25 protein-coding genes and 1 pseudogene are annotated in these 26,697 nt (G+C 63.3%); 13 read left to right on the top strand and 13 right to left on the bottom strand.

The window, feature by feature from the left end; genetic code table 11:
- Positions 1-215 precede the first annotated feature (215 nt).
- The 4 genes from ssuC to AB4048_RS26510 all read right to left on the bottom strand — a co-directional run bounded on the left by ssuC (position 216) and on the right by AB4048_RS26510 (position 4,561).
- Complete coding sequence (gene ssuC, locus AB4048_RS26525; protein WP_442204969.1) at positions 216-1,055, bottom strand: aliphatic sulfonate ABC transporter permease SsuC; 840 nt, start codon at positions 1,053-1,055, stop codon at positions 216-218.
- Positions 1,056-1,151: 96 nt separating this feature from the next.
- Positions 1,152-2,327, bottom strand: coding sequence for an FMNH2-dependent alkanesulfonate monooxygenase (gene ssuD / locus AB4048_RS26520; RefSeq protein WP_442204968.1), 1,176 nt, complete (start codon positions 2,325-2,327; stop codon positions 1,152-1,154).
- 38 nt (positions 2,328-2,365) lie between these two features.
- Positions 2,366-3,331 carry an aliphatic sulfonate ABC transporter substrate-binding protein gene (locus tag AB4048_RS26515; RefSeq protein WP_442204967.1) on the bottom strand — a complete coding sequence of 322 codons (966 nt, stop codon included), beginning with the start codon at positions 3,329-3,331 and terminating at the stop codon, positions 2,366-2,368.
- A gap of 261 nt (positions 3,332-3,592) precedes the next feature.
- The gene (locus AB4048_RS26510; protein WP_442204966.1) at positions 3,593-4,561 is read right to left on the bottom strand and encodes an aliphatic sulfonate ABC transporter substrate-binding protein; all 969 of its coding nucleotides are present in this window, start codon (positions 4,559-4,561) and stop codon (positions 3,593-3,595) included.
- Here AB4048_RS26510 and AB4048_RS26505 point away from each other — a divergent pair.
- From AB4048_RS26505 to AB4048_RS26495, 3 genes are read left to right on the top strand one after another with little or no spacing between them, the layout of a single operon-like run.
- Positions 4,560-4,961, top strand: a complete 402-nt coding sequence (locus AB4048_RS26505; protein WP_442204965.1) for a hypothetical protein — start codon at positions 4,560-4,562, stop codon at positions 4,959-4,961. The genes AB4048_RS26510 and AB4048_RS26505 overlap by 2 nt on opposite strands.
- The gene (locus AB4048_RS26500) at positions 4,928-5,800 is read left to right on the top strand and encodes an NAD(P)-dependent oxidoreductase (protein WP_442204964.1); all 873 of its coding nucleotides are present in this window, start codon (positions 4,928-4,930) and stop codon (positions 5,798-5,800) included. The genes AB4048_RS26505 and AB4048_RS26500 overlap by 34 nt, the downstream gene beginning before the upstream one ends.
- Entirely contained in the window at positions 5,797-6,486 is a 690-nt protein-coding gene (locus tag AB4048_RS26495) for a DNA alkylation repair protein (RefSeq protein ID WP_442204963.1), read from the top strand. The genes AB4048_RS26500 and AB4048_RS26495 overlap by 4 nt, the downstream gene beginning before the upstream one ends.
- A 43-nt stretch (positions 6,487-6,529) precedes the next feature.
- Here the strand turns inward: AB4048_RS26495 and AB4048_RS26490 are convergent, their stop codons facing one another.
- The 3 genes from AB4048_RS26490 to AB4048_RS26480 form a co-directional block, all read right to left on the bottom strand.
- Complete coding sequence (locus tag AB4048_RS26490; protein WP_442204962.1) at positions 6,530-7,018, bottom strand: Lrp/AsnC family transcriptional regulator; 489 nt, start codon at positions 7,016-7,018, stop codon at positions 6,530-6,532.
- Between the two features lie 66 nt (positions 7,019-7,084).
- A complete protein-coding gene (locus tag AB4048_RS26485) occupies positions 7,085-7,717 on the bottom strand; it encodes a uracil-DNA glycosylase family protein (protein WP_442204973.1) in 633 nt (210 codons plus the stop codon).
- Between the two features lie 8 nt (positions 7,718-7,725).
- Positions 7,726-8,295 (bottom strand): thermonuclease family protein, encoded by a 570-nt coding sequence (locus AB4048_RS26480; RefSeq protein ID WP_442204961.1) that lies wholly within the window; start codon positions 8,293-8,295, stop codon positions 7,726-7,728.
- 120 nt (positions 8,296-8,415) lie between these two features.
- On the opposite strand from AB4048_RS26480, the gene AB4048_RS26475 reads away from it, so the two are divergent.
- A complete protein-coding gene (locus tag AB4048_RS26475) occupies positions 8,416-9,948 on the top strand; it encodes a sensor histidine kinase (protein ID WP_442204972.1) in 1,533 nt (510 codons plus the stop codon).
- A gap of 70 nt (positions 9,949-10,018) precedes the next feature.
- Here AB4048_RS26475 and AB4048_RS26470 read toward each other — a convergent pair whose 3' ends face one another.
- Both AB4048_RS26470 and cobT read right to left on the bottom strand, forming a co-directional pair.
- Positions 10,019-10,414 carry a diacylglycerol kinase gene (locus AB4048_RS26470; protein WP_442204960.1) on the bottom strand — a complete coding sequence of 132 codons (396 nt, stop codon included), beginning with the start codon at positions 10,412-10,414 and terminating at the stop codon, positions 10,019-10,021.
- Between the two features lie 121 nt (positions 10,415-10,535).
- On the bottom strand, positions 10,536-11,552 hold the full coding sequence (gene cobT, locus AB4048_RS26465) for a nicotinate-nucleotide--dimethylbenzimidazole phosphoribosyltransferase (protein WP_442204959.1): 1,017 nt from the start codon (positions 11,550-11,552) through the stop codon (positions 10,536-10,538).
- A gap of 141 nt (positions 11,553-11,693) precedes the next feature.
- Here cobT and AB4048_RS26460 point away from each other — a divergent pair, with 141 nt between their 5' ends.
- From AB4048_RS26460 to AB4048_RS26440, 5 genes are all read left to right on the top strand, one after another.
- The gene (locus tag AB4048_RS26460) at positions 11,694-12,479 is read left to right on the top strand and encodes an adenosylcobinamide-GDP ribazoletransferase (RefSeq protein WP_442204958.1); all 786 of its coding nucleotides are present in this window, start codon (positions 11,694-11,696) and stop codon (positions 12,477-12,479) included.
- Between the two features lie 18 nt (positions 12,480-12,497).
- On the top strand, positions 12,498-12,719 hold the full coding sequence (locus tag AB4048_RS26455; protein WP_442204957.1) for a DUF1289 domain-containing protein: 222 nt from the start codon (positions 12,498-12,500) through the stop codon (positions 12,717-12,719).
- The gene (locus AB4048_RS26450) at positions 12,716-13,414 is read left to right on the top strand and encodes a TIGR02281 family clan AA aspartic protease (RefSeq protein WP_442204956.1); all 699 of its coding nucleotides are present in this window, start codon (positions 12,716-12,718) and stop codon (positions 13,412-13,414) included. Before AB4048_RS26455 ends, AB4048_RS26450 begins: the two co-directional genes overlap by 4 nt.
- A gap of 208 nt (positions 13,415-13,622) precedes the next feature.
- Positions 13,623-15,050 carry a pyridoxal phosphate-dependent decarboxylase family protein gene (locus AB4048_RS26445; RefSeq protein WP_442204955.1) on the top strand — a complete coding sequence of 476 codons (1,428 nt, stop codon included), beginning with the start codon at positions 13,623-13,625 and terminating at the stop codon, positions 15,048-15,050.
- 74 nt (positions 15,051-15,124) lie between these two features.
- Positions 15,125-16,153 (top strand): methyltransferase, encoded by a 1,029-nt coding sequence (locus tag AB4048_RS26440; protein WP_442204954.1) that lies wholly within the window; start codon positions 15,125-15,127, stop codon positions 16,151-16,153.
- 32 nt (positions 16,154-16,185) lie between these two features.
- On the opposite strand, the gene AB4048_RS26435 is transcribed toward AB4048_RS26440, so the two are convergent.
- The 3 genes from AB4048_RS26435 to AB4048_RS26425 form a co-directional block, all read right to left on the bottom strand.
- Positions 16,186-16,947 (bottom strand): ABC transporter permease, encoded by a 762-nt coding sequence (locus tag AB4048_RS26435; RefSeq protein ID WP_442204953.1) that lies wholly within the window; start codon positions 16,945-16,947, stop codon positions 16,186-16,188.
- Positions 16,944-17,870, bottom strand: coding sequence for an ABC transporter ATP-binding protein (locus AB4048_RS26430; RefSeq protein WP_442204971.1), 927 nt, complete (start codon positions 17,868-17,870; stop codon positions 16,944-16,946). Before AB4048_RS26430 ends, AB4048_RS26435 begins: the two co-directional genes overlap by 4 nt.
- A gap of 325 nt (positions 17,871-18,195) precedes the next feature.
- Positions 18,196-19,404, bottom strand: coding sequence for an extensin-like domain-containing protein (locus AB4048_RS26425; protein WP_442204952.1), 1,209 nt, complete (start codon positions 19,402-19,404; stop codon positions 18,196-18,198).
- A gap of 353 nt (positions 19,405-19,757) precedes the next feature.
- Here AB4048_RS26425 and AB4048_RS26420 point away from each other — a divergent pair, with 353 nt between their 5' ends.
- On the top strand, positions 19,758-20,144 hold the full coding sequence (locus AB4048_RS26420) for an acyl-CoA thioesterase (RefSeq protein WP_442204951.1): 387 nt from the start codon (positions 19,758-19,760) through the stop codon (positions 20,142-20,144).
- A 4-nt stretch (positions 20,145-20,148) separates the two neighbouring features.
- Positions 20,149-20,735, top strand: a pseudogene (locus tag AB4048_RS26415) (hypothetical protein).
- Positions 20,736-20,752: 17 nt separating this feature from the next.
- On the opposite strand, the gene AB4048_RS26410 reads toward AB4048_RS26415, so the two are convergent.
- On the bottom strand, positions 20,753-22,012 hold the full coding sequence (locus AB4048_RS26410) for an arsenic transporter (RefSeq protein ID WP_442204970.1): 1,260 nt from the start codon (positions 22,010-22,012) through the stop codon (positions 20,753-20,755).
- A 181-nt stretch (positions 22,013-22,193) separates the two neighbouring features.
- On the opposite strand from AB4048_RS26410, the gene uvrB reads away from it, so the two are divergent.
- Together uvrB and AB4048_RS26400 are read left to right on the top strand one after the other, a co-directional pair.
- Positions 22,194-25,178, top strand: coding sequence for an excinuclease ABC subunit UvrB (gene uvrB, locus AB4048_RS26405; protein ID WP_442204950.1), 2,985 nt, complete (start codon positions 22,194-22,196; stop codon positions 25,176-25,178).
- Between the two features lie 492 nt (positions 25,179-25,670).
- Positions 25,671-25,961: a GIY-YIG nuclease family protein gene (locus tag AB4048_RS26400; RefSeq protein ID WP_442204949.1), complete on the top strand. Its 291-nt coding sequence runs from the start codon at positions 25,671-25,673 to the stop codon at positions 25,959-25,961.
- Positions 25,962-26,697: the final 736 nt, after the last annotated feature.

The raw sequence follows: 26,697 nt of genomic DNA, 5'->3' as shown, positions 1-26,697 counted from the left end.
TCAAACCCAAATGCGGCGCTAAACAACTCATCAGGGCGGTGCGAAGGCTGGTGGTCATCGAAGGATCCTTTTGCTGAAGAATCCTCCATTCCATCATATCGCGCCGCCCGCCGATACACTGTCGTGTACTGTGCTTCGAAACACGCAAACGTTCTATCTGTTTGTTTTTACGCAATTCCGGACGGAAAACCGCGTCACACTTTTCCTGAATTTCTCTAGTCCTGGTAGGCAGCGTTCCACTGCAGCGTTCTGCGCTCCAGCGCTCGCGCAACAACATCCGCCAGCTTGCCTAGTATCGCGTAGATGACGAGCGACAGGACGACGACGTCTGTCATCATGAACTCGCGGGCATTGTTGGCCATGTGACCGATGCCGGATGAGGCCGCGATTGATTCAGACACGATCAGCGTCAGCCACATGATGCCGAGCGCATAGCGCAGGCCGACGAAAATCGAAGGCAGCGCACCCGGAAAGATCACCTTGCGGAACAGTGTCCAGCTGCTCATCCCATAGACGCGTCCCATCTCGATCAGATCGCGATCGACATTGCGCACGCCGTGATAGGTGTTGAGGTAGACCGGAAAGAGCACGCCGAGCGAAGTGAGGAAGAGCTTGGACTCTTCCCCAATGCCGAACCAGAGGATCACCAGCGGGATCATCGCAAGGTGTGGGATGGTGCGCAGCATCTGCAGCGTCGTGTCGGTCAGCCGTTCGGAAAGCTTGGAGATGCCGTTGGCGATCCCGAGCAGGAAGCCGATAGCGCCGCCGACGAAAAGGCCGCCGAAGGCGCGGCCCGCGCTGACGGCTATGTCGTACGGCAACTGACCGGAAACCGTCGTGCGCCAGAAGGCAGCGACGACGTCGGCCGGCGACGGCATGATGCGCGAGGAAATCCAGCCCACGGAAGACGCAAGCTGCCAGGTGGCCACCGCCACCAGCGGCACGAGATAGGGAAGCAAGCCCTGCAAGGCGACGCGAGGCCGCAGCGGCGCGTCACGTCTGCCCGAGGTCGAGGCCGAGGTCACGCGCAAGAATGCAGTCTCGATTGCCGACATATTTGAACTCCTGTTGTTGCCTTCGGTCAGCATCGGATTTCGCCATCCGGCCGGCCGCTCCCCGCCAATCGGGAAGCGACGGCATCGCTTATCGGATCACGACCCGGAGACGATCTTAAGGTTGCCGCCGTGACTGCCGCCCGCAAAGACCTGCTTTGCGCCGAACTCGTTGCGGAAGCTCGGCCGCTTCTCGTCGCGCGCCAGGCCGAGTTCTGGGAACAGCAGCTCGGCGACGCGGTAGGATTCCTCCAGGTGCGGATAGCCGGAACCGATCACGGTCTCGATGCCGATCTCCTGGTATTCGCGGAGCCGCGCGGCAACCGTCTTCGGCGAACCGACCAGCGCTGTGCCGGCGCCGGCGCGTACCAGCCCGATGCCTGCCCAGAGGTTCGGCGAGACTTCAAGCTTGTCACGGCGTCCATTGTGGAGGGCCGCCATGCGTTTCTGGCCGACGGAGTCGGACTCCTTGACGAAGCGCTCCTGCGCCTCGCGGATGGTATCGTCGTCAAGATGCTTGATCAGGGTATCGGCTGCGGCCCAAGCTTCCTCGTCCGTCTCGCGCACGATGAAGTGCAGGCGAATGCCGAAGCTGACCTCGCGACCCCTGGCGGCCGCGGCGGCGCGCACCTTCTCGACCTTCTCGGCCACCTGCGCCGGCGGTTCGCCCCAGGTGAGGTACTTGTCGACACGCCCCACGGAAAAGTCGATGCCGGCATCGGAAGAGCCGCCGAAATAGAGCGGCGGCCGCGGCGACTGCACCGGCGGCAGGCCGAGGCGGGCGCCGGTTGCCTTGATGTACTTGCCGTCGAAGGTGGCCGAACCCTTCTCCATCAGCTCTTCGAAGACGGTGAAGAATTCCTCGGCGTGGGCATAGCGCTCGTCATGCTCGAGATAGATGCCGTCGCCGGCAAGCTCGCCGGGGCTGCCGCCGACGACGATGTTGAGCAGGAGGCGTCCATTCGACACGCGGTCGAGCGTCGATGCGAGGCGTGCATAGTATGCAGGCGAAGCAGTCCCGGGACGGATGGCGACGAGAAACTTCAGCTTTTGGGTATGGGCGGCGAGAGCCGCGGCGGTAACGAACGATTCCTCGCATGCAACGCCGGTCGGCAGAAGCACGCCGGAATAGCCGAGCCGGTCGACTGCCTGCGCTATCTGCGTGAGATAGCCGATATCCGTGCTGCGGTTGAGGTCGGAGGAGCCGAGATAGGTGCCGTCGCCGGACGTGGGAATGAACCACAGAAAATCGATGGGTTTCGAAGTCGCTGTCATGGGAGGTATCCTGTTTCCGCTATGGTGTAGGAAGGGGTTCAGCCGGCATTCGGATGCCAGACGATGTCGCTGATCGTGAGTTGCTTGGGGAGAACGCCGATCGCGTAGAAATCGTCGGCCAGCGCCTGCTGGTAGACCAGCGCCTCGTCGGGGACGAGCGACACCTTGCCGAGGTCAGCCTGGCTGCGCGTCAGCATTACGCGGGTCGCGGCCTCGGGAATGCCGGTGATGGCCGAAAGGGCGGAGGCCGTGCTGTCGATGTTTGCCTGCGCGGCGGCGCCGACCTTGGCGAGTTCATCGATGACGGTGACGATGATTTCGGAGTTGGCCTTGGCGTAACTCGTATTGCCGAGGAAATAGCCCCAGTTGTCGAGGATACCTTCCGACGTGGTGACGACGCGCGTCTGCGGGTCCTGTTCGGCAACCGCGAAGAAGGGATCCCAGATCGCCCAGGCATCGATGCCGCCGTTCTTGAAGGCGGCCGCGGCATCCGGGGGCGCAAGGTCCACCTCGACGATATCGGAAAGCGACAAACCATATTTGCGCAGGGTCTTCAGCGCGAAATTATGCGCACTGGTGCCCCGCTTGTAGGCGAGCTTCTTGCCCTTGAGGTCCTCGACCTTCTGGATCGGGCTGTCCCGCTGGACCAGCAATCCGTGGAAGGCCGCAGCACCCCTGTAAGCGCCGACATAAAGGATGTCGCCGCCGGCGGCCTGTGCGAACAGCGGCGGAACGTCGCCGGTGACGCCGAAATCGAGCGCGCCGGAACCCACCGCCTCAAGCGTCGGTGGACCTGAAGTAAATTCGTGCCATTCGATCGTAACGCCTTGATCAGCAAGCCGTTTCTCTAAAGCGCCGGAGCTTTTTGCGAGCGCCAATACGCCGAATTTCTGCCAGCCGACCCTGAGCGTCGAGGAAGCCGCGCGCGCTGACCGTGTCTGCGGCAGGACCAGAGCGCCAGCCGATGCGCCGAGAAGTGCCAGTGTCTGTCTGCGGGTGATCATCCACAATCCCTTTCCAACTCGACGCGAGTAACGATCTGCACGCCATCCCAATTGCCGGCGCGGCCGGCCACAGGCTGATACTCGCATAGACTATCGATTATATCGACATTATGGATTTCCCTATCGGCTCGGCAGGGCGGAATATTTTTGCGGCGAGGCGGCGATCGCCAGCATGATTTTGGGGGCCAGCCGCCCTACCCTCCCGCCATGGCAGGAGGGCTGGCGTCGACCGCCAGGCGGATCGGACCTTCCGGCAGGAGTTCAACTCGCCTTCGGCCTCCAGACGATGTCGCTGACGGTCAGCTTTTTCGGAACGATGCCGAGACCGTAGAACTCGTCGGCCAGGCTTTGCTGATAGGCGACCGCGTCGTCGTTGATCGTGGTGACGCTGCCAAGGTTGAAGTCGGGGCGGCTGACCGTCACCCGCGTCACCTCGGGCGATACCCCGGTGATCTCGGCAAGGGCTGCGACAGTGTCGTCAAGCTTGCTCTGCGCGGCCGTGCCGACCTTGGCAAGCTCGTCGATGACGTCGGCCACCACTTGCGGATTGGCCTTGGTGAAATCGGCATTGGCGAGGAAGAAGCTGTAGGAATCCACGATGCCGCGTGCCGTTGCCAGTATGCGGGTATCGGGATCGGCTTCCGCGATCGCGAGATAGGGATCCCAGATCGACCAGGCGTCGATGCTGCCGTTCTTGAAGGCGGCCGCGGCATCGGCCGGCGAGAGATCGACCGGCTCGACGTCGGCAGGCGTCAGCCCGCCCTTGCGGAGCGCCTTGACGGCCACGTTGTGGGCGCTCGATCCGCGCTTGAAGGCGATCTTGCGCCCCTTGAGATCGGCAAGCGACTGTATGGCTGAATCCTTGCGCACCAGGATCGCCGATCCTTCGGGGCTGCCTTTATAAAGGCCGACATAGAGCAGATTGCCACCAGCGGCCTGCGCGAATAGCGGCGGCACGTCGCCTGTCGCTCCAAAGTCCAGCGCGCCGGCACCCAGCGCCTCAAGCAGCGGCGGCCCAGATGTGAATTCGGACCATTCAACGGAAATGCCGCGATCGGCAAGCCTACCCTCGAGCGCGCCCTTGCGTTTGGCGAGCGCCAGCACGCCGTTCTTTTGCCAGCCGATACGCAACGTCGTGGCGGCCGCGGCGCTGGCAATGCCGGCGGCTGGCAGAATTGCGGCAACAGTCGCTGCACCCAGAAGGCCGAGCGTTTGTCTGCGAGAGATCATGGACTTTTCCCTTTCCTGTCCGATGCGGCACCCGGACATCTCGGCCCCGCGCAGCCTCGATCTTTTCAAATCTATAGAATTTATCGACATCAGATTTTGCGAATTTACGCCGAGCGACGAACCAACCTGTCGCCATAGCGGCCGTTGGCGAAAATCTCTTCCCGACAACGCGCTGGCGCCGCACGGCTTGAGCCGCTGCGAGAAGAGCGTGAAACAGTTTTCTGCACAGAATTGCGTGAAAACAATCCGCTGGAGCGTATCTGCGATTCGAGCGAAGGCTGAGGCGCTTGAGACGTCAAATCGGCCTTTCACCGGCGCGGCCTTTCGGCTAAGCCTCTCAGCCAAAGTCAGGAAGGAGAAGCGTGCATGGCAAAGGTTGCTTTCATCGGCCTCGGTGTGATGGGTTATCCGATGGCGGGACATCTGAAGGTCAAGGGAGGCCACGACGTCACCGTCTACAATCGCACCGCCGCCAAGGCGGAGGCATGGGCCAAGCAGTATGGCGGCAAATCCGCCCCAACGCCGGCCGCCGCCGCCGAGGGCGCCGATTTTGTCTTCACCTGCGTCGGCAACGATGACGACCTTCGCTCCGTCACGACCGGCAAGGACGGTGCGCTTTCCAGCATGAAGAACGGCGCGATCCTGATCGACAACACCACCGCAAGCGCCGAAGTGGCGCGCGAACTCCATGCCGCCGCCAAGGCCAAGGGCTGCTATTTCATCGACGCGCCGGTCTCCGGGGGGCAGGCAGGAGCCGAAAACGGCGCGCTCACCGTCATGTGCGGCGGCGATGCGGCAACATATGAAAAGGCAAAGCCTGTGATCGACGCCTATGCGCGGATGGTCGGGCTGATGGGTGCGGTGGGTGCCGGCCAGCTGACCAAGATGATCAACCAGATCTGCATCGCCGGCCTCGTGCAGGGCCTGGCCGAAGGCATTCATTTTGGCAAACAGGCAGGTCTCGACATCGAGAAGGTCGTTGAGGTGATTTCGAAGGGCGCCGCCGGCTCCTGGCAGATGGAAAACCGCCACAGAACGATGAACGAAGGCAAATACGAATTCGGCTTCGCTGTCGACTGGATGCGCAAGGACCTCGGCATCGTGCTCTCGGAAGCCCGCCGCAACGGCGCCAAGCTGCCGGTGACCGCGCTCGTCGATCAGTTCTACGGCGACGTCCAGGCCATGGGCGGGAACCGCTGGGATACGTCCTCGCTGCTGGCACGGCTCGACAAGAAATGATCGGCCCCTCCTCCGACGCCGCAGAACTGATCGCGCATCTGCGATCGCTGCGCTCGGAGAAGAATATCGCGGGCATGGCGCGCTTCGGCATCGTCACCGACGGCGCGCTCGGCATTTCCAATCCGGACCTGCAAAGGATTGCCCGCGCCGTCAAGCGCGACCATTCGCGCGCGCTCGGCCTCTGGGCGAGCGGCATCCGCGAAGCGCGCATGCTTGCCCTCTACACCGCCGAACCGAAACGGCTGAACGAAGACGAAGCCGGTCGATGGGCGAACGATTTCAACTCCTGGGAAATCGTCGACACCGCCGCCGACCTCTTCGTCGAGGCGCGGCTCGAGAAAACGCTGATCCCGAGCTTTGCCGCCGACGAACGCGAATTCGTCCGCCGCACGGCCTTCGCCATGATCGCCTGCGCCGCCGTGCACCTGAAGAAGGAACCGGACGAAACCCTGCTGGCCTTATTGCCGCTGATCGAAGAACACGCGACCGACCAGCGCAACTTCGTGCGCAAGGCGGTGAACTGGGCGCTCAGAAACATCGGAAAGCGCAACCGCCGCTGCCATGGCGCTGCGCTGGCGATGGCGGAAAAGCTTGCCGCCGCCACCGACAAAACCGCGCGCTGGATCGGCAAGGACGCCGTCAGGGAACTGACGAGCGAGAAGATCCTGGCGCGGCTGAAAGGTTAAGCCTCGACGAGGAAGGGCCGTACGGCGAAGGCGCCTTGCGCCCTCAATCCTCGTTCGATTTGGCGTTTTCCAGCAGCATGTAGTCGAGCGGCAGCTGCGTCGAATACTTGATCTGCTCCATGGCGAATGCAGAGGACACATCGCGGATCTCGATCTTGGCGATCATGCGCTTGTAGAAGGCGTCGTAGGCGGCGATGTCGGGCACGACCACCCGCAGCAGATAGTCGATGTCGCCGCTCATGCGGTAGAATTCGACCACTTCCGGAAAATCGGCGATCACCTCGGAGAAACGTTTCAGCCACTCGATAGAATGACTATTGGTGCGGATCGAGACGAATACCGCGACCTTGGTATTTACCTTTTCCGGATCGAGCAGCGCCACGCGCCCGCGGATGACGCCGTCCTCCTCCATCTTCTGGATGCGCCGCCAGCAAGGCGTCGTCGAGAGACCGACCTTCTTGGCGAGATCGGCGACGGCCAGCGTCGAATCTTCCTGCAGCAAGCGCAGGATCTTGCGGTCGAGACGGTCCATCTCAAATTCCCTTTCGAAATATATTCCCTGTATAGCCTGATTCCGGCGAGGGAAAAGAAACTTGTTTCACGAAACGAGGTATTTTACACGTTTCTGAAGTACGGGTACCAGTTCCACCTCGAACCAGGGATTGCGTTTCAGCCAGCCGGTGTTGCGCCAGCTCGGGTGCGGCAGCGGCAGAACTGCCGGCTGCGTTCCGTCGAAAAGGTAATGCCGCCATTGAGATACCGTCTCGGTCATCGAGCCCATGCGGGCGGCGGCGAGGTGCCAGGCCTGCGCATACTGCCCGATCACCAGGACAAGCTCGATCTGCGGCATCGCGTCGAGGGCGCGCTGGCGCCAGAGCGGCGCACATTCGCGCCGTGGCGGAAGATCGCCGCCCGCCGCATCATAGCCGGGAAAGCAGAAACCCATCGGAACCATTGCGAAGCGTTCGCGGTCGTAGAACATGGCGCGGTCGACGCCGAGCCATTGCCGCAGCCGATCGCCGGACGCGTCGTCGAAAGGCAGCCCGCTCTCGTGCACCCGCAGACCCGGCGCCTGGCCGGCAATCAGGATACGGGCGCGCAAGGAAAGGACCGCGACAGGGCGCGGCTCGTGAGGCAGTCGGTATTCCGGTCCTTTCGCCGGCGCGTCGCGACAGACGCGGCATGCCGCGATGTCTCCGCGCAGCCTCTCCAATTCAGCCTCCCGGTCCAACGCTTCCGTCATGACGACCCTGCCAGCCACCGGAAAACATCGCCGATCGAGGACAGGGGATCCCCACCGCCTGACTGCCCGGCCCGCTCGTCGCGACGATAATCCTTCGGACGCTCGAAGCTGCCCGCCCAAACGCCTGCCCGCGCCTCCCGCGCCTGAGCCTCCTCGGCGTGATATGCGCCGAAGGACACCGCCATTCCTTGACGCACCATTTCGCGGTTGAGGTCGATCCCGCCGGCGCGACAGGTCGCGAGTAGCCGCCCGTATCGGTCGTGCTCGCGACCCCGGCATTCCACCTCGCCCGCCTTCAAAAGCTTAACCAGCAGGTCGCGCGCGTCGTGCCCGCATCCCCACGACAGACCCTTCCGCTCGCATTGCTGATCGCGCTCCGGCGCATCGATGCCAAGCAGGCGCAGCCGCTCGCCATCGCGCGATAGCGTATCGCCGTCAACGACGAAAAATGTCCCGCTTTGAATGGTTTCCCGATGATTATTCATCTTCGTCGCGAGAAGCCAAAGAAGCGCCAGAGCTGCAAAAGCAGTCAACCCGTCGCGGAATAAACGCCTGAACCGCGCCACGCCCGCGCTCCTTCCGAAATCCTTGGCAAAGATGGCAAACAAATCATTTCGCCGGCAGCATCTTCTTAAGGATTGGCGGCTAGTCTGTCATCATCTGCAGAACAAAGTTTCAACGTGCACATGGGCAGCGGCGTCAGCACTTCGACAGATAAAATCATCGTCGACCGTACTCGCGGCCACCGCAACAAGGCCGTATCGAGAGCGGTACGGCAGACGCGCGAGCGCCTGCAGATGGGCGGCGGCGGAAGCTTCGACCGCGAAATCATGATGATGCACCTGCATGCCATGCTGCAGGGCGCGTCCGTGGTGCCGATCTTCATCATCGTCGTCGCCGGCCTTGGACTTTACATCACGCGTGATGTCGAGGTCGTCGGCTGGGCTCTCCTGACGCTCACGGCCCACGCGATCAACATGCTGATCGGCCGCTATCTCAGGAAACAGACGATCACCGCGGAAAGCGCACGTCGGTGGCGGCCGATACTCATCCTTGGACAGATGCTGATCGGATGCTGCTGGGCGTTCTTCGCGCTGATGGGTTGCGATGCCTGCTACAGCGCCGACACCTTCGTGGTGTTCAAGGGGGCTACGCTGATCGTCGCGCTCTGCGTCTCGGCGATGTCGCATTTCCTCCTGCCGCGCGCCATCTTCTTTGCCTTCGCACCCACCGCGCTTGCGCTTGCGCTTAGGGCCACGACGACGCACGGCGTGTTCGACGTCAGCCTGACAGCCACCTTTGCTGCCGCCGTCATCTTCTTCAGCTTCGTCACCGACCGGCTCTTCCAGTCCAACCTCAAGATCCTGTCCTTCCAGTCGCAGAAGGACGACCTGATCGCCGAACTCGAAGTCGCCAAATCCATGTCGGACGAAGCCCGCCGCCGCGCCGAGGAAGCCAATCTCGCCAAGTCGCGGTTCCTCGCGACGATGTCACACGAGCTGCGCACGCCGCTCAATGCCATTCTCGGCTTTTCCGAGGTGATGTCGACCGAGGTCATGGGGCCGCTCAACAACGAGATCTACAAGGAATATACCAACGACATTCACCGTTCCGGTCAGCATCTCCTGAACCTGATCAACGAAATCCTCGACCTGTCGCGGATCGAGGCCGGCAAATACGAGCTGAGCGAAGAGGCAATTTCGCTGCTCGACGTGGCCGAGGATTGCATCGGCATGGTGCAGCTTCGCGCCCGGGGGAAAAACATCTCGATCTCGCAGCAATTCGAGCCGGAACTGCCCGCCGTTTGGGCCGACGAAAAATCGATACGCCAGGTCATCCTCAATCTCTTGTCAAATGCCGTGAAGTTCACGCCGCGCGGCGGCCGCATCCACGTCAAGATCGGCTGGACCTCCGGCGGCGGTCAGTATGTCTCCATCCGCGATAATGGCCCCGGCATTCCGGAAGAGGAAATTCCGATCGTGCTCTCGGCCTTCGGCCAGGGTTCGATCGCCATCAAGAGCGCCGAACAGGGCACTGGCCTCGGCCTGCCGATCGTCCAGGCCATCCTTGCCAAGCACGACGGCCAGTTCATCCTGAAATCCAAGCTGCGCAACGGCACGGATGCCATCGCCATCCTGCCCGCCACGCGCGTCCTGCAAAGCCTGCCGGCCGTCTCGGACGCGCCCTCGATCGGGCGCCGAAAGAAGAGCTTCGCTTAGTCAGTTACGCAATTCCGGACGGAAAACCGCGTCTCACTTTTCCTGGAATTGCTCAGGCCGGCCAGCAACCTCAGCCGAACAGCAAATGCCTGCCGACGACAAAGAGAAAAACCGTCCCGCAAGCCAGAAGCATGCACAGAACGGCGAACGAACCGAGATCCTTGGCGTGCTTGCCGACGTTTGATATTTCCGGGGAAATGCGGTCGACGACCTCCTCGATCGCCGTATTCATCGCCTCTACCGCAAAGAGTGCGAGAAACAGCACGACCGTCGCAACGATCTCGGCCAGCGTGGCGCCGACTGCAATCACGACGATGAGTGCTGCGGCGAAGAAGAGCAGCTCCTGGCGGAAGGCGGATTCCTCGAACAGTCGCCTGAAACCGCCCCAGGAATACGTTGCGGCGGCAAACAGATGCCGCAATCCTGTTTGCTTGCTCACCGCTGGTTGCGTGAATTCGACGCCCATTTCTGCCTCACAATTCCCTAGGCGAACCAAATACCGGCTCGCCGTAGGCTCGGCAAGACGTCCAGGCGATCTCTGCCAACATCGTGCAGCCGAACGGGGCCCTATGCGGCCCGCGATCGCCTCAGTGCTTGTTGCTGACACCGGCGCTTGCAAAGGTCGCCATGCCGGAGTGGCAGGCGGCGGCGGCCTTGACGATGCCGGCGGCGAGTGCCGCGCCGGTCCCCTCGCCCAGCCGCATGCCGAGCGCGAGCAACGGTGTCTTGCCAAGCTTTTCGATCGCCTTCAGGTGCGCGGGCTCCGCCGAAACGTGACCGATCAGGCAGTGGTCGAGCGCCGACGGGTTGGCGGCCTTGAGGATCGCGGCGGCAGCGGTTGCGACATAGCCGTCGATGATGACGGGGATGCGCTCCACGCGCGCCGCAAGGATGGCGCCGGCCATGGCCGCAATCTCGCGCCCGCCGAGGCGGCGAAGGATTTCCAAGGGATCGGAGAGGTGGTCGCGATGAAGCGCGACGGCCTTCTCGACGGCTGCGATCTTGCGCTTCAGCATCTCGCCCTCGGAACCCGTGCCAGGCCCGACCCATTCCTCGGCCGTTCCGCCGTAGAGGGCGTAATTGATCGCCGCGGCGATCGTCGTATTGCCGATGCCCATTTCGCCGATGCACAGAAGGTCAGTGCCGCCGGCGATCGCCTCCATGCCGAAGGCCATGGTTGCCGCGCAGTCACGTTCCGAAAGCGCCGGCTCCTCCGTGATGTCCGCGGTCGGATAGTCGAGCGCGAGGTCGAAGACCTTCAAGCCAAGGTCGTAGGCGACGCAAATCTGGTTGATCGCGGCGCCGCCCGCGGCGAAGTTTTCGACCATCTGCTGCGTGACCGAAGGCGGAAATGGCGTGATGCCCTGCTTGGTGACGCCGTGATTGCCGGCGAATATCGCGACCAGCGGACGGTTCACGGCGGGCGAACGGCCGGTCCAGGCGGCGAGCCAGAAGGCAATTTCCTCCAGCCGGCCGAGCGCGCCGGGCGGTTTCGTTAGCTGCGCGTCGCGATCGCGCGCCGCGACGAGCGCTGCCTGGTCCGGCCCCGGCAGATCACGCAGCAGCGTGCGGAAATCGTCAAATGGCAGACCGGTGACGCTCATCAATTCAGTTCCTTGTCCTGTCCGCCCCGAACTTGTCTTTTCGTTCGAAATCGGCTCTTGTTCGTGGCGACTCTATTAATGGTGGATGCGGGCGCGAACAACTCCAAAAGCGCCCCAGTTTGTCGCAGGCCGTGGGGAAGAATGGGCGCGAAGGACTATGCCGGCGACGTCGCACGCGGCCTTGCCTTCTTGAGCCGCATTCCCATGCCGCAATCGGTATTCGATGGAGCGGATGTTCCGCTCGGTCGCGTCGCACGGGCCTTTCCCGCAGCCGGCGTCCTCATTGCCGCGCCCTCCGCCCTCGTCGTCCTTCTTCTCTCGCTTGTCGGCGCGGACGCCCTGATGACCGCACTGCTGGCGCTCGGCGTGCAATGCCTGATCACCGGCGCACTGCATGAGGATGGCCTTAGCGATACCGCCGACGGGCTCGGCGGCGGTAGGGATCGCGAGCACGCGCTTTCGATCATGAAGGACAGCCGCATCGGCACCTACGGCGCCATCGCACTCATCCTCTCCCTTGGACTGCGGGCGGCGGCACTTGCAGCCCTTGTCCGTGGCCTGCCGCCGCTTACGGCAGCGCTGACGCTGCCGGCCGCCGCAGCGCTGAGCCGCGGCGCCATGGTTTGGCATTGGGCGAACCTGCCTGCCGCCAAAGCCGACGGCGTGGCAGCCCGCGCCGGGCAACCCAGTGCGGCCGATGCGAAGATCGCGCTTGTCGCAGCACTTCTTTTGTCCCCAGCGGCGCTGGTGCTGCCCACGGGGCGGCTTTTGCCCTTTATCGCTGCCGTTCTCGTCACGGCCGGCGGCACGTTGATGTTCACGGCCTACATCCGGCGGCGGCTTTCCGGCCACACCGGCGACACGATCGGCGCCACGCAGCAGATTTGCGATATCGCCGTTTTCTGTGCTCTTGCGTTGTCGGTTTGAACCGACGATATATGCGCCATGCAAACACCGTGCATCCTCGTCTGCTCGATCGACATGACCACCGGCTACTGTTTCGGTTGCGGTCGCACGCGCGACGAGATCGGCGCCTGGACGCTCTACAGCGACGAGGAGCGCCGTGAAATCATGAGCGCGCTGCCCGCGCGACTGGCGACCATCGAGCGCCGTCCGCGCAGGGAAACCCGCCGTCAGCGCATGGCACGGGAGCGCGCGGATTCATGACGCGTTTCAACGTCGCCCTGGCGGTTATCGTCATCGGTCTCGGGCTGCTTCTCTTCAATCACGGCGAGGACCGTATCCTCGGTATGGCGAACGACGATTTTGGCCGCGTCGTCTACCTTGTGCCGATCGCGGTGTTGCTCAGCGCCGGCATCTGGGCGAGCCGGCGCGCCGTTGGCGAGACCCTGCGCAACCTGTTGATCTGGCTCCTCATCATCCTTGGGCTCGCGACCGCCTATGTCTACCGCCGCGAGGCGAGCGATGTCGGCAATCGGCTGCTCGCCGGTCTCGTCCCCGGCCACGCCTTCGTCGTCACCAGCGAGGGCGGCGACGAAGTCATTCTCCACAAGCTGCTGAACGGCCACTTCGAGGCCGATGCGTCGATCAACGGTCAACGGATCGCGATGCTGGTCGACACCGGCGCCAGCATGCTGACGCTGTCGCGCCAGGATGCCGAACGCGTCGGACTGATCCCGGAAAATCTCACCTATTCCATGACGGTCATGACGGCGAACGGGCGCGCCCAGGCAGCACCCGTCGAGCTTGCCGAAGTCGCGATCGGCCCGATCGTCCGCCGCAACGTCGCGGCGATGGTGGCCGAGGACGGCAAGCTCGACCAGAGCCTGCTCGGCATGAGTTTCCTGGAAACACTCGGTTCGATGCAGATGCAGACGGACGAGCTCCGGCTGCGCGACTGAGCGGCCGTTTCGCCTAGACCGTTTCGGTTTTTCTTCGAAACCTTCGAAACACCTAAACGCTCTATCTGTTTGTTTTTCTGCAATTCCGGACGGAAAACCGCGTCACACTTTTCCTGGAATTGTTCTAGCTACTCCAAAATAGCACGCATATTTTTGCGCCTGCCCCTGCTAGCTTAGCCGCTCCTTTGTCGAGCGTTGAGGTGGGAGCATGTCGGATCCGGCGAATGCGGGCGCCAAAGCCTTGTTCCTGAAGGCGGCCGGTATCGCTGGAGATTTTCGGGCGCGGCTCGGCGAACACCTGCACAAACCGTCACGAGACTACGCCGCTTCGCTCGATGCCTTTTCAGGCGAGCTTCCGGATTTTGGCCCGCCGATGGACGAGGTTCTCGAAGACCTCGCCAAGAGAGCCGAGCCGGGTCTGCATCTTATGGCAGGTCCTCGCTTCTTCGGTTGGGTGATTGGCGGCTCGCATCCGATAGGCGTCGCCGCCGACATCCTCACCTCCGCCTGGAGCCAGAACGCCGGCAACCACATCGCCACGCCCTCAGCTTCCGCCGCCGAGACAATCGCCGCCGGATGGATGCTCGACCTCTTGGGCTTGCCGCCGGAATGCTCCGTCGGTTTCGTGACCGGGGCGACGATCGCCAATTTCACCTGCCTTGCGGCCGCGCGCGGCGCGGTCCTGAGAGAACACGGCTGGGACCCCGACAGCCGCGGCCTCTTCGGCGCTCCGCCGATCAACGTTCTCATCGGCGACGACGCGCACACGACGGTGTTCTCCGCCCTGCAGTTTCTCGGCCTCGGGCATGACCGCGTCCAGCGCATCGCGACGGACGATGAGGGCCGCATCCTACGCGAAGCCATGCAGCGCGCCCTCGAAACGGCCGATGGCCCGCTGATCGTCATCCTGCAGGCCGGCCAGATCAACACCGGAGCCTGCGATGACTTTTCCGCACTTGTTCCGCTGGCGAAGGCGCGCGGCGCCTGGGTTCATATCGACGGTGCCTTCGGCCTCTGGGCGCAAGCCTCGTCGCAGAGACAGGCGCTAACCGCCGGCGTCGAACGCGCCGACAGCTGGGCGACCGACGGCCACAAATGGCTGCAGACGCCCTATGATTGCGGCTACGCCATCGTCCGCGACGAAGTCGCGCATCGTCGCGCAATGACGATCGCGGCAAGCTTTCTGCCGGTCAGCGAAGGCGAACGCGATCCTTCGCACTACGTGCCGGAACTGTCGCGCCGCGCCCGCGGCTTCGCCACCTGGGCAATTCTCCGCCACCTCGGCCGGAAGGGCGTTGCCGATCTGGTGAATCGCGCCTGTGCCTCCGCAAAGCACATCGCCGCCATCGTCTCCAAAGAACCCGGCATCGCCGTCATGAACGAGGTGGTGCTGAACCAGGTCGTCCTGCGCTTCGGAGCCGACCTGACGGCCGATGAGGCGGATGCGCTGACCGATCGCACAATCGCCGCCGTTCAGTCGCAGGGTGTCATCTTCGCCGGCGGCGCACTCTGGCACGGCATGCGCGTGATGCGCATTTCCGTCACGAACTACCAGACGGATGCCGATCAGGCCGGCATTGCCGGACAGGAAATCATCAGGGCTTATCGCGCCGCGCGTTCAAGCACGACGGACTGAGACGAGCCAGCAGCACTTTGCGGGAACCGAGACTTTGCGATTGCGCTCAAAGCGCCGGCAGGAGGGGAAACGCCATGCATACGACCACGGATACTGCCGCCAACGACGACATCTCGCCGGCTCTGCTCGTCGATACGATGTTCGCATTTCGCAAGACTGCCTCGATCAAGGCAGCCCTTGAAATCGACGTCTTCAGCATGATCTGCGACGGGGCCGATACGGTGGCAGCCCTTGCCGCGAAATCCGGCGCGTCGGAGCGCGGACTTCGGGTGCTCTGCGACTTCCTCACCGTTCAGGGTTTCCTGACGAAGACCGGCAACACCTATCAGCCGACGCCTTCCACGCGCGCTTTTCTCGACCGTCGCTCGCCTGCATTCCTGGGCGGGGCGATTGAATTTGTGGCAGCGCCGGAAATGGCGAGCCTTTTCCTCTCCGATCCGGCGGGCTTCGTCCGCAATGGCGGATCGGTGGGACTGGCAAACATCGCGGCGGACAATCCGGTTTGGGTTAAATTCGCACGCGGCATGGGTTCGTTTACCCGTAGCAGCGCCGTGGCGATGGCGCAGGAAGTCGCAAGCTGGCCGCGACATCCGAAAAAGGTGCTCGATATCGCCGCTGGTCCGGGCCTCTTCGGCATAGAGATCGCAAAGGCGGTGCCCAACGCGGAGATCGTCGCGGTCGACTGGCAGGCGGTGCTGGAACTGAGCAAGGAGAACGCTCTCAAGGCAGGGGTGGCTGAGCGCTATCGCGCGCTCGCGGGCAGCGCCTTCGATATCGATTGGGGAAGCGATTTCGATCTCATCCTGCTCCCGAACTTCCTGCACCATTTCGACATGGAGACCTGCGTCGGGCTGTTGAAGAAGATAAAGGCGAGCCTCACCCCGGAGGGGCGCGTTCTTGGCGTTGAGTTCGTGCCGAACGAAGACCGCGTTTCGCCGCCGTTCGCCGCGTCCTTCGCGTGGGAGATGCTCGGCGGCACCCCGAAGGGTGAAGCCTATACGGCAAGGGAACTCGCCGACATGGCACGCGGCGCCGGCTTCCGCGACGCCACCGTCAAGGTGCTGCCGCCGTCACCGGCAAGCCTGGTCTTCTTCGAGCGTTGACGTGTGCCGACCGGCAGGCGACGGGCCGCGGTTCAGTTCCTGAGCCTGTAACCTGTCTTGAACATCCAGCTGAGCGTGCCGAGGCAGAGCACGAGGAAGAAGCTGATCATGCCGAGGCTGACGAGCGGGTTGACATCGGCGATGCCGAAGAAGCTCCAGCGGAAGCCGCTGACGAGATAGAGCACCGGATTGAAGTGGCTGACCGCCTGCCAGACGGGCGGCAGCATGTTGATCGAATAGAAGCTGCCGCCGAGGAAGGTCAGCGGCGGCACCACCAGCATCGGGATCAGGTTCAGCTGTTCGAAATTGCGCGCCCAGATGCCGATCATGAAGCCGAAGAGGCTGAAGGTAACAGCGGTCAGCACGAAGAACAGCATCATCATGAAGGGATGCAGGATGGTGATGTGCACGAAGAGATTGGCGGTGATCAGGATGATCAGGCCGATCATGATGCCCTTCGTAGCCGCCGCGCCGACATAACCGACGATGATCTCCGTCATGGCGACCGGCGCCGAAAGCAGTTCGTAGATCGTGCCGGTGAATTTCGGGAAATAGATGCCGAACGAGCCGTTGGCGATACATTGGCCGAGCAGCGTCAGCATGATCAGGCCGGGCGTGATGAACGCGCCGTATGAGATGCCCTCGACCTCCTGGATGCGCGAGCCGACGGCTGCGCCGAAGACGATGAAATAGAGCGAGGTCGAGATGACCGGCGACACGACGCTCTGCAGCAGCGTGCGGCGCGTGCGCGCCATTTCAAACTTGTAGATCGACTTGATGGCTTCGAAATTCATTTGTCCGCTCCCACCAGCGACACGAAGATGTCCTCCAGAGAGCTCTGGCGGGTCGACAGGTCCTTGAAGTGAATGCCTTCGGCGGCAAGCCCGGTGAGCAAGGCCGCGACGCGCGCCTGCTCGTGCTCGGCGTCGAAATCATAGACCAGCGTATTGCCGCCGGCGCCGAGCGACAGGCCGTTTCCGGCAAGCCGGTGTGGAAGGGCTGCCAGCGGTTCGGCAAGATCGAGGATCAGCTGCTTGCGGCCGAGCTTGGCCATCAGCGCCGTCTTGTCTTCCACCAGCAGCAGCTTGCCGCCGTTGATGACCCCGACGCGGTCGGCGATCTCCTCGGCCTCTTCGATGTAGTGCGTCGTCAGGATGATCGTCACGCCGGACTGGCGCAACTTCTCCACGACGCGCCACATATCCTTGCGCAGCGTCACGTCGACGCCGGCCGTCGGCTCGTCGAGAAAGAGGATTTCCGGCTCGTGCGACAGCGCCTTGGCGATCAGCACGCGCCGTTTCATGCCCCCGGAAAGCTCGCGCAGCATGTTGTCGCGCTTTTCCCAGAGCGAAAGGTCGCGCAGCACCTTCTCGATATGCGCCGGGTTCGCCTTCTTGCCGTAGAGACCGCGCGAGAAACTGACGGTATTCCAGACGGTTTCGAACTGGTCGGTGGTCAATTCCTGCGGCACGAGGCCGATCAGCGAGCGCGTCGCGCGGAAATCCTTGACGACGTCGTGGCCGGCCACCAGGACCGTGCCGCCGCTAGGATTTGCGATGCCGCAGACGATGGAGATCATCGTCGTCTTGCCGGCGCCGTTCGGCCCCAGCAGCGCGAGGATCTCGCCACGCTCGACGTCGAGATCGACGCCCTTCAGCGCCTGGAAACCGTTCGCATAGGTTTTGGTGAGATTACGGATGGAGATGATGGGGGCCATGGCGGAAATGAAAAAGCACTCGCTGAAAATTTCTACGTCCACCGCTATATAAACGCTTGGGCGCCTTTTGCCACCCGCCCGCCGCCGAACGCAGCGTTCGTTTTTCGCACCCGCGTGTCATCAAACGGTGACGTTGTCGGGCCATAACGGCATCAGGCGATCGCGGCTCAGCCGCACCTTCCACCCAGCACCCGCTGTGACGGTCGACCCGAGAGCGCTACCCGGTTTTTCTGAATGCTTCATTGATCATTTACCGGAGCAGCAACGATCCCCTGTCATTGCTGCCCAACTTTAGCCGGCTCCGCGCCGGCTTTTTTCTTTCAGCTCACATGCTGCAGTAGCGGCGGCCGCCGTTGCGTTCCCTGAGATCGAAATGGAAGTGGTTCCAGTGTTCCGGATTGCTTCCCGGGCCGAGCACCGTGTCGAAATAGCGGCAGCTGTCGGAGCGCACTGCCTTCAGAAGCGCACCTTCGCGGAACGAAAACAGACCCTTCCTGCGGACGTCGATGACGTGCCCGTTCTTCAAAACGAAGGTGCCGACGTCGATGGCGTTGCCATGGGCGTGCTCCGACATGGGGTTATAACGCCGCGAGCTGTTGTTCATCCGGCGGCAGGAATAGCCGCCCAGCGGAATGATCCTGCCGATGCCCGACCAGTAGCGCAGGCGCGCCGAGGGGGCGAGCTCGTTCTTGACCCATTTGGCGAAGGCAAGTGTCGTCTGGCAGTTGAGTGTCACGGCGGGGCCGACGCTGATGCCGCCCGAAAGACCTTTGAGCGAAACCGGATAGGGAACCTGGCAGGCCGGGCCGTTGTAAATCGGCAGCTTGTCCTCATAGACGACGCCGAGCTGCCGCAGCTCCCGGCGGCATTGCAGTTCGGAGGCCGGCATGACGTCCGGCTGGGGCTGGGGCTGCATCTGCGGCACGGGTTCCGGCATGACCATGGGATTTTCGACGCGCGGCAGCATCGCAACCTGCTGGCCCACGCGCGGGATCGGCGTCTGGCGGAGCTGCGCCTGTGCGGCAGGGCGCGGCAGCGCAACGCGGTTCGACTGCACGGGATTGTCGCCGCCAATGCCGTCTACGACGGGCTGATCGCTGGCGCCCTCGGCGATGTCGCCCGCCTCCTCCTGCGCAAGGCCCACGACCTGCTGGCTGTCGACGCCGAGTTCGGCGTCCATGTTGATGCCTTCGGAAGGAACTGCCGATGTCAGGCCGGCCTCTGCCGGCGCCCGGCTCGTCCCGGCCATCGCCAGTCGAGGAGCCGCGGACTGCGATCCACCCGCCGGCGCGACGCCCGCAAGATTGGGCGTATCCAGATAGTCGACCGACGCTGCCTGAACCGGAGCGGCATTGGCCGGATAGGCGTATTGGGGAGCCGCGGCAGGCTCGACGCGGCGCGGCTGGATCGCGCCGACGCGCATATTGTTATCGACGCTTGCCGGCGGCACGAGGCTGTCAGCCGTGCACGCGACGAGCGAAGACGAAAGTAGCAGATGTACGACGGATCGCCGCAGAAAGGAAAAATACGCCATAACTCCATCCCATTCCGCGCAAGCGTGGGTTCGGCACACCTCAGAGGCGGACGGATCAGGTCAAACCGGCCTGATCAGAAACCGCCCCGAAATCAAAGCAGTAGCGCATGATGCCGGTCGAAACTCGATACCTATTGTCCGGCATCATGCTCGACAAAGCCTAAACAAAACCGGTGAACGAAAGCTTACTGCCTGGCGGTGAAAGCCTCTCCCTCTACGAACAAAAGGCTCCGCCGGCACTGGACGATCGCGAACGGTTAGAACAACGGCGGAGCAGAACTCAACGCCAGGGGCTTTTCCATACAGCGCGCCATGACATAGGCTGCGTCATCGGAATCAGAGGAGCATGCCGGATGAACGACGCGACGAAGCCGAAGGGCGAGCTGACGCTGCGGACGCTCGCCATGCCCGCCGACGCCAATGCCGCCGGCGATATCTTCGGCGGCTGGGTCATGGCGCAGATGGACTTGTCGAGCGGCATCCGTGCTGCCGAGCGCGCCAAGGGTCGCGTCGTCACGGCGGCGGTGAAGGAAATGGCCTTCGAACTACCGGTCAAGATCGGCGACACGCTGAGCGTCTACACCGCGATCGACCGCGTCGGCCGCACCTCCATTACCCTCAGCGTCGAAGCGTGGGCGCAGCGTTATCTCACCGATCACATGGAAAAGGTCACGGCCGCGACCTTCATCATGGTCGCCCTCGATCAGGGCGGCCAGCCGAAGCCGGTGCCACAGGAGTAGCGCGATGGGATCGGCCAGCACGCCCGAGGTCTACGTCTACATCCGCACCGTGATGTCGATCGTCATCAGCCTCAGCCTTGCGCGCCTCCTCACTGGCCTTGCGGGTTTCGTGCAGTCGCCCGGTAAGCATAAGGTCTATCTCGTGCAGCTCGGCTGGGCGCTGTCGATGTTCCTCTTCATCATCCATTTCTGGTGGTGGGAATACCGGTTGCAATCGCTCGCCGTCATCAATTTCGGCGTCTACCTTTTCCTGATCAGCTTCTGCTGCCTGTTCTTCTTTCTCTGCGTTCTGCTTTTCCCGACGTCGGTTGAGGAATACGGCGGCTACGAGGAATATTTCATTTCGCGGCGCCGTTGGTTCTTCGGCTTGCTGGCAGCCACCTATGCGGTCGATCTCATCGACACCGTTCTCAAGGGTCATGCCTATTTCACGTCGCTCGGCTGGGAATATCCGACCCGCACGCCGTCTATATCGTCCTGTGCATCGCCGCCGCGATCACCGCCAACCGACAGTTTCAAGCCATCTTCGTCAGCGTCGGCATCATCTACCAGCTAAGCTGGATTTTCCGGCTCTACGACGTGCTGGGGTGAACCGACACCCGCTACCCCTAGGCAACCGCGATCAACGCCAGCAGCGACAGGACGAGCGACGGCACCATCACGACGGCGCCGAGTTTCAGGAACTGCCACGCGCCGATATGCTCGCCTTCCCGCCGCAGTGCTGTCAGCCAGAGGATGGTCGCCAGCGACCCGGTGACGGAGAGGTTCGGCCCGAGGTCGACGCCGATGAGTACGGCGCCGGAAACCATGTCCGGCGCGTTCGCGGCCTGTACGGCGCTGCCGGCGACCAGGCCCGCGGGCAGGTTGTTCACCAGGTTGGAGACGAAGCCGACGAGGAGCCCTGCCCCCATCGCGGTATGCTTGGGTGCAGCCGCCGCACCGGCGGCAAGCTGCTCGGCGAGCATGCGCGTCAACCCCGTGCGATCGAGCGCTTCGACGATCACGAACAGGCCGGCGACCAGCGGCAGCACGCCCCACGACACGCCGCGCAACGTCTCGGTCGGTCCTTCCCGATTGAGCGTGAGAACCAGCAGCGTGGTCGCGATGCCGGCGGCAAAGGTCGGCAATCCGAGATCGTAGCCCAGCGCCGACGCCGCCATCAAAATCACCGCCGTCAGGATCAGCCCGCCGCCGGCAAGCCGCGCGCCATGGGAAAGATGCGGCGCCTCGACGTCCCGCGCCAGCGTCTCGGCCGCCAGCACGCGCCGCTGCGTCCAGTACAGAAGCACGTAGGTGGCGACGACGGCGACCGCCGATGGGACGGCGAAGGTCTGCAGCCACCGGCCGAGCGGCGGCATGTGCCCGCCCCCGAAGATCACCAGGTTGGCCGGGTTCGAGATCGGCAGGATGAAGCTTGCGGCATTGGCGATGAAGGCGCAGATCAGCAGATAGGGCAGCGGCTCCTTGACCTTGGCCGCCCGCGCCGCCGCATAGACCGCGGGCGTCAGCACGACCGCCGTCGCGTCGTTTGACAGGAAGGCCGTGACCAGAATGCCGACGCAATAGATCAGTGCGAAAAGCCGCTTGGGCGACCCCTTCGCGTGGGACGTCGCCACCGCCGCCAGCCAGTCGAACAGCCCTTCCCGCCGCGCCAGCTCGGAAAGCAGCATCATGCCGATCAGGAAGAGATAGACATCCGTGCCCCTGCTGACGCCGCGCCAGACCTCATCGAGCCCGATCAGCCCGAAGGCCAGCATCAGCAACGAGCCGGCAACCGCCCAGACCGCTTCAGGCCAGCGAAACGGCCGCGTGATCACGCCCAAGGCGGCGAGCCCGGCGATCCCCCATGTCAATGAAGCCGTGTGGATCACGCGGACGTCTTTCCGATCATGGGCGCACTCTACCTTTGCTCTTCGAAACTCGATGTTCCGACGATCTAGCGCCGCCGCGCCCTGGCTGCAAGGCCACTCGAGAAGGGACAAGCAATGCGTTTCCCTTTTGTACTCCTCCCCCCTTCCATTTCGCAAAAACCCGCTCCATATTCCGGCCATGGCCAAAGCACCGAAGAAATCCCCCGCCCCGAACGGTTTCGAGGAAGCCCCGCAATCGCCTTTCGAGGGGGCCCCGCGGTCCGGTTCCGTCGCCGACTGGGTGAAGCAGCTCGAGGCGGACGCGGAGCTGTCCGGCGTCGAGACGCAGCGGCAGATCGCCTCGAAAGCGGGCAAGCACCGCAAGAAGGTGGAGATTACCGCCTCAAGGTCGGCTGGAGCGAAGGCGCAAGGCGCCGACAACGTGAGCGCAAAAACATCGCGCGGCACGTCGATGGGCGGTTCCACCGACCCGAAGACCCGCGCCGCCGCCGGTCTCAATCCGGTTTCCGGCCTCGACGTTTCGCTCGAAGACGCCGCGTCGCTTAACGCCGGCACCGCCGTCACGGCCACCGTCGAGGCGCTGTCGGCGCTGATCGAGAGCGGCAATCCGCTGTTCAAGGACGGCAAGCTGTGGACGCCGCACCGCCCTGCCCGCCCGGAAAAGTCCGAAGGCGGCATCAAGATCCGCATGGTGTCCGACTACGAACCCGCCGGCGACCAGCCGACGGCCATCAACGACCTGGTCGAAGGCCTGGCAAGCGGCGAACGCAGCCAGGTGCTGCTCGGCGTCACCGGTTCGGGCAAAACCTTCACCATGGCCAAGGTGATCGAGGCGACGCAGCGCCCCGCCGTTATCCTGGCGCCGAACAAGACGCTGGCTGCCCAGCTCTATTCCGAGTTCAAGAATTTCTTCCCCGACAACGCGGTCGAATATTTCGTCTCCTACTACGACTACTACCAGCCCGAAGCCTATGTGCCGCGCTCCGACACCTTCATCGAGAAGGAATCGTCGATCAACGAGCAGATCGACCGGATGCGCCACTCGGCCACCCGCTCGCTGCTGGAGCGCGACGACTGCATCATCGTCGCCTCGGTCTCCTGCATCTACGGTATCGGCTCGGTGGAAACCTATACCGCCATGACCTTCCAGATGGAGGTGGGCGACCGTCTCGACCAGCGCCAGCTGCTGGCCGACCTCGTGGCGCAGCAATACAAGCGCCGCGACATGGATTTTATCCGCGGCTCCTTTCGCGTTCGCGGCGACACCATCGAAATCTTCCCGGCGCACCTTGAGGATGCCGCCTGGCGCATCTCGATGTTCGGCGACGAGATCGACGCCATCACCGAGTTCGATCCGCTGACCGGCCAGAAGACCGGCGACCTGAAATCGGTAAAGATCTATGCCAACTCGCACTATGTCACGCCGCGCCCGACGCTGAACGGCGCCATCAAGGCGATCAAGGAAGAGCTGAAAATCCGTCTCGCCGAACTGGAAAAGGGCGGCCGCCTCCTGGAGGCGCAGCGGCTGGAGCAGCGCACCCGCTACGACATTGAAATGCTGGAAGCCACCGGCTCCTGCGCCGGCATCGAGAACTATTCGCGCTATCTCACCGGCCGCAATCCTGGCGAGCCGCCGCCGACGCTGTTCGAATACATCCCCGACAACGCCCTGCTGTTCATCGACGAGAGCCACGTCTCGGTCAGCCAGATCGGCGGCATGTACCGCGGCGACTTCCGCCGCAAGGCGACGCTAGCCGAATACGGTTTCCGCCTGCCCTCATGCATGGACAACCGTCCGCTGCGCTTCGAGGAATGGGACGCGATGCGCCCGAACACCATCGCGGTATCGGCCACGCCCGGCCAGTGGGAGATGGAGCAAGCCGGCGGCGTGTTCGCCGAGCAGGTGATCCGTCCGACCGGCCTGATCGACCCGCCGGTGGAAATCCGTTCGGCGCGCAGCCAGGTGGATGACGTGCTCGGCGAGATCCGCGAGACCGCGGCACAAGGCTACCGCACCCTCGTCACCGTGCTGACCAAGCGCATGGCGGAAGACCTTACCGAATATCTGCACGAGCAGGGCGTCCGCGTCCGCTACATGCACTCTGACATCGATACGCTGGAGCGCATCGAGATCATCCGCGACCTGCGCCTCGGCGCCTTCGACGTGCTTGTCGGCATCAACCTCCTGCGTGAAGGCCTCGACATTCCCGAATGCGGCTTCGTCGCCATCCTCGACGCCGACAAGGAAGGTTTCCTGCGCTCGGAAACCTCGCTGATCCAGACCATCGGCCGCGCGGCGCGCAATGTCGACGGAAAGGTCATCCTCTATGCCGACAACGTCACCGGCTCGATGAAGCGGGCCATGGAGGAAACCGGCCGCCGCCGCGAAAAGCAGGTGGCCTACAACCTCGAACACGGCATCACGCCGGAGTCGGTCAAGGCAAAGATTTCCGACATCCTCGACTCGGTCTACGAGCGCGACCACGTCCGCGCCGACATCGGCGGCGTCTCCGGCAAAGGCTTTGCCGAGGGTGGCCACCTCGTCGGCGGCAACCTGCAGGCCCACCTCAACGCGCTGGAAAAACAGATGCGCGACGCCGCAGCCGACCTCGACTTCGAAAAAGCCGCGCGCCTCCGCGACGAAATCAAGCGCCTCAAGGCCGCGGAACTCGCCGTCATGGACGACCCGATGGCGCGCCAAGAGGCGGCGAGCGCCGAAGGCGCGAGGGGGACCGGCCGGGGCAAATCGATCTCCCCGCCTGCGGGGGAGACGTCCGGCAGGACGGAGGGCGGCTCCCCCTCCTACTTCGCCAAACCCACCCTCGACGACATGGGCCCAGGCACCGACACGGCGACCCCGCTGTTCCGCAAGCCCGAACTGGACGAAATGGGCCGCGACGTCGCCGAACCCAGAAAAACCCTCTTCCGCAGGAACGACCTCAACGAAATGACCGTCGGCCGCACCGAAAAGCCGGTCGTCGGCGATCTCCCCGATCGCCCGCCGGAATCAATCAGCACCAAGAAGCGAACCTCAACGGAAAGCCCCCCAGACGACCCCCGCCCCATCACCCGCGGCCGCGTCGGCGCGGGCAGCTACGAGGATGCGGTCGACAGCAAGCGCAAGGGGCGGACGAAGGGAAAAACGGGGCGGCCGGGGCGGTAGGTCGCTCCTCCGTCACCCCGGACTTGATCCGGGGTCCAGAGCGCGATGTCCATCGCGTGAGAAAATTGATCGTGAAGTAGCCGTCGCAGGGAGTGGTTATTCACCACGCCGACGCGCGGTGGCTGGATGCCGGATCAAGTCCGGCATGACGGGAGGGAGGCGACGCGGCCGTCCCCTGCCTTCGCCAAATCGCGGCGGCGGTGCTACAAGGATCGACCGCAGGCGCAAAGGGCGCTCCAGCGGAAGACAGGACAGCCGGGTCGGAAAGCCCTCCTCCGTCACCCCGGACTTGATCCGGGGTCTAGCGCGCGCGATGTCCATCGCGTGGGAGAATCGACCGTGAAGTAGCCGTCGCAGGGAGTGGTTATTCACCACGCCGACGCGCGGTGGCTGAATGCCGGATCAAGTCCGGCAAGACGGGGGACGCCCGAATCAAACTACTTTGCGCAACTTTTTATTGCGAAACTTAATCGATGCTCGCATGATCCCATTATGAAGGGCTACGTCTACATCCTCGCCTCGAAGCGCAACGGCACGCTCTACACTGGCGTCACCAGCGACCTGCCGAGACGCCTCTACGAACACCAGAACGAACTGACGCCCGGCTTCACATCAAGATACGGTGTCAAGACGCTCGTCTGGTTCGAAGAACACGACCTCGTGACCGACGCGATCATGAGAGAAAAGACAATCAAGAAGTGGCACCGCAAATGGAAACTCGATCTCATCGAGGCCTTCAATCCCGAATGGGAGGATATCGCCCATTACCTGCTCGGGCTTTGACCCGGCAGACTGGTGATCAACTCCATACCCCCACTGCCGTTCGCCCCAAGGAGAAGACGCGGCGGCGCCCTCTCCTCCGTCACCCCGGACCTGATCCGGGGTCCAGCGCGCGATGTCTATCGCGTGGGAGAATCGACCGTGAAGTAGCCGCCGCAGGAGTGGTTATTCACCACGCCGACGCGCGGTGGCTAGATGCCGGATCAAGTCCGGCATGACGGAGAGACACCCTGACCACCCTCTTTCATGCAACCTTATATCGCAGAACGCGAGCGATGCTCGTATGGTCCCATAGTGACGAGCTCCCTCTACACCCTTGCCTCATAGCGCAATCCCGGCGACCGCGTCACGACGCGTGAGCGTTGGCCAGGCCGTCCCCCTGCGACCCAAATCCAGCGCCCTCCGCTAAATTAGCGCACGGGTACAGCGCAAGGACCTCGATTCAATAAAATCAATCGCTTGTCATTTTTTTCCGCGCCAATCATCCCCCTTGCTCGCAGCCATGCCACAATCCCTCCGTCCCGCCATCGGATACACCGCGAGGCGTCGCGGCGAGGTGGGATCGGCGCTTGGGGTTGGGGAAAGACGTGAGCCCTTTCCTCGGGGGTCCGCAGAAAAAGGTCTCCCTCCGGAGACGGCGGCGGCGTGGAGACGCGTTGTCGGGTTTCGCTCCGGACGTGCCTGTGCGGCACACATGGTTTCTCGCTGCCGATGGAGGTGGCGAGGGTCGCAGAGAGAC

Source organism: Rhizobium sp. RAF56 (assembly GCF_052113965.1).
GTDB lineage: Bacteria > Pseudomonadota > Alphaproteobacteria > Rhizobiales > Rhizobiaceae > Rhizobium.
Note: the sequence above shows the minus strand (reverse complement) of the source record. Positions and strands in the feature narration are given on the sequence as shown.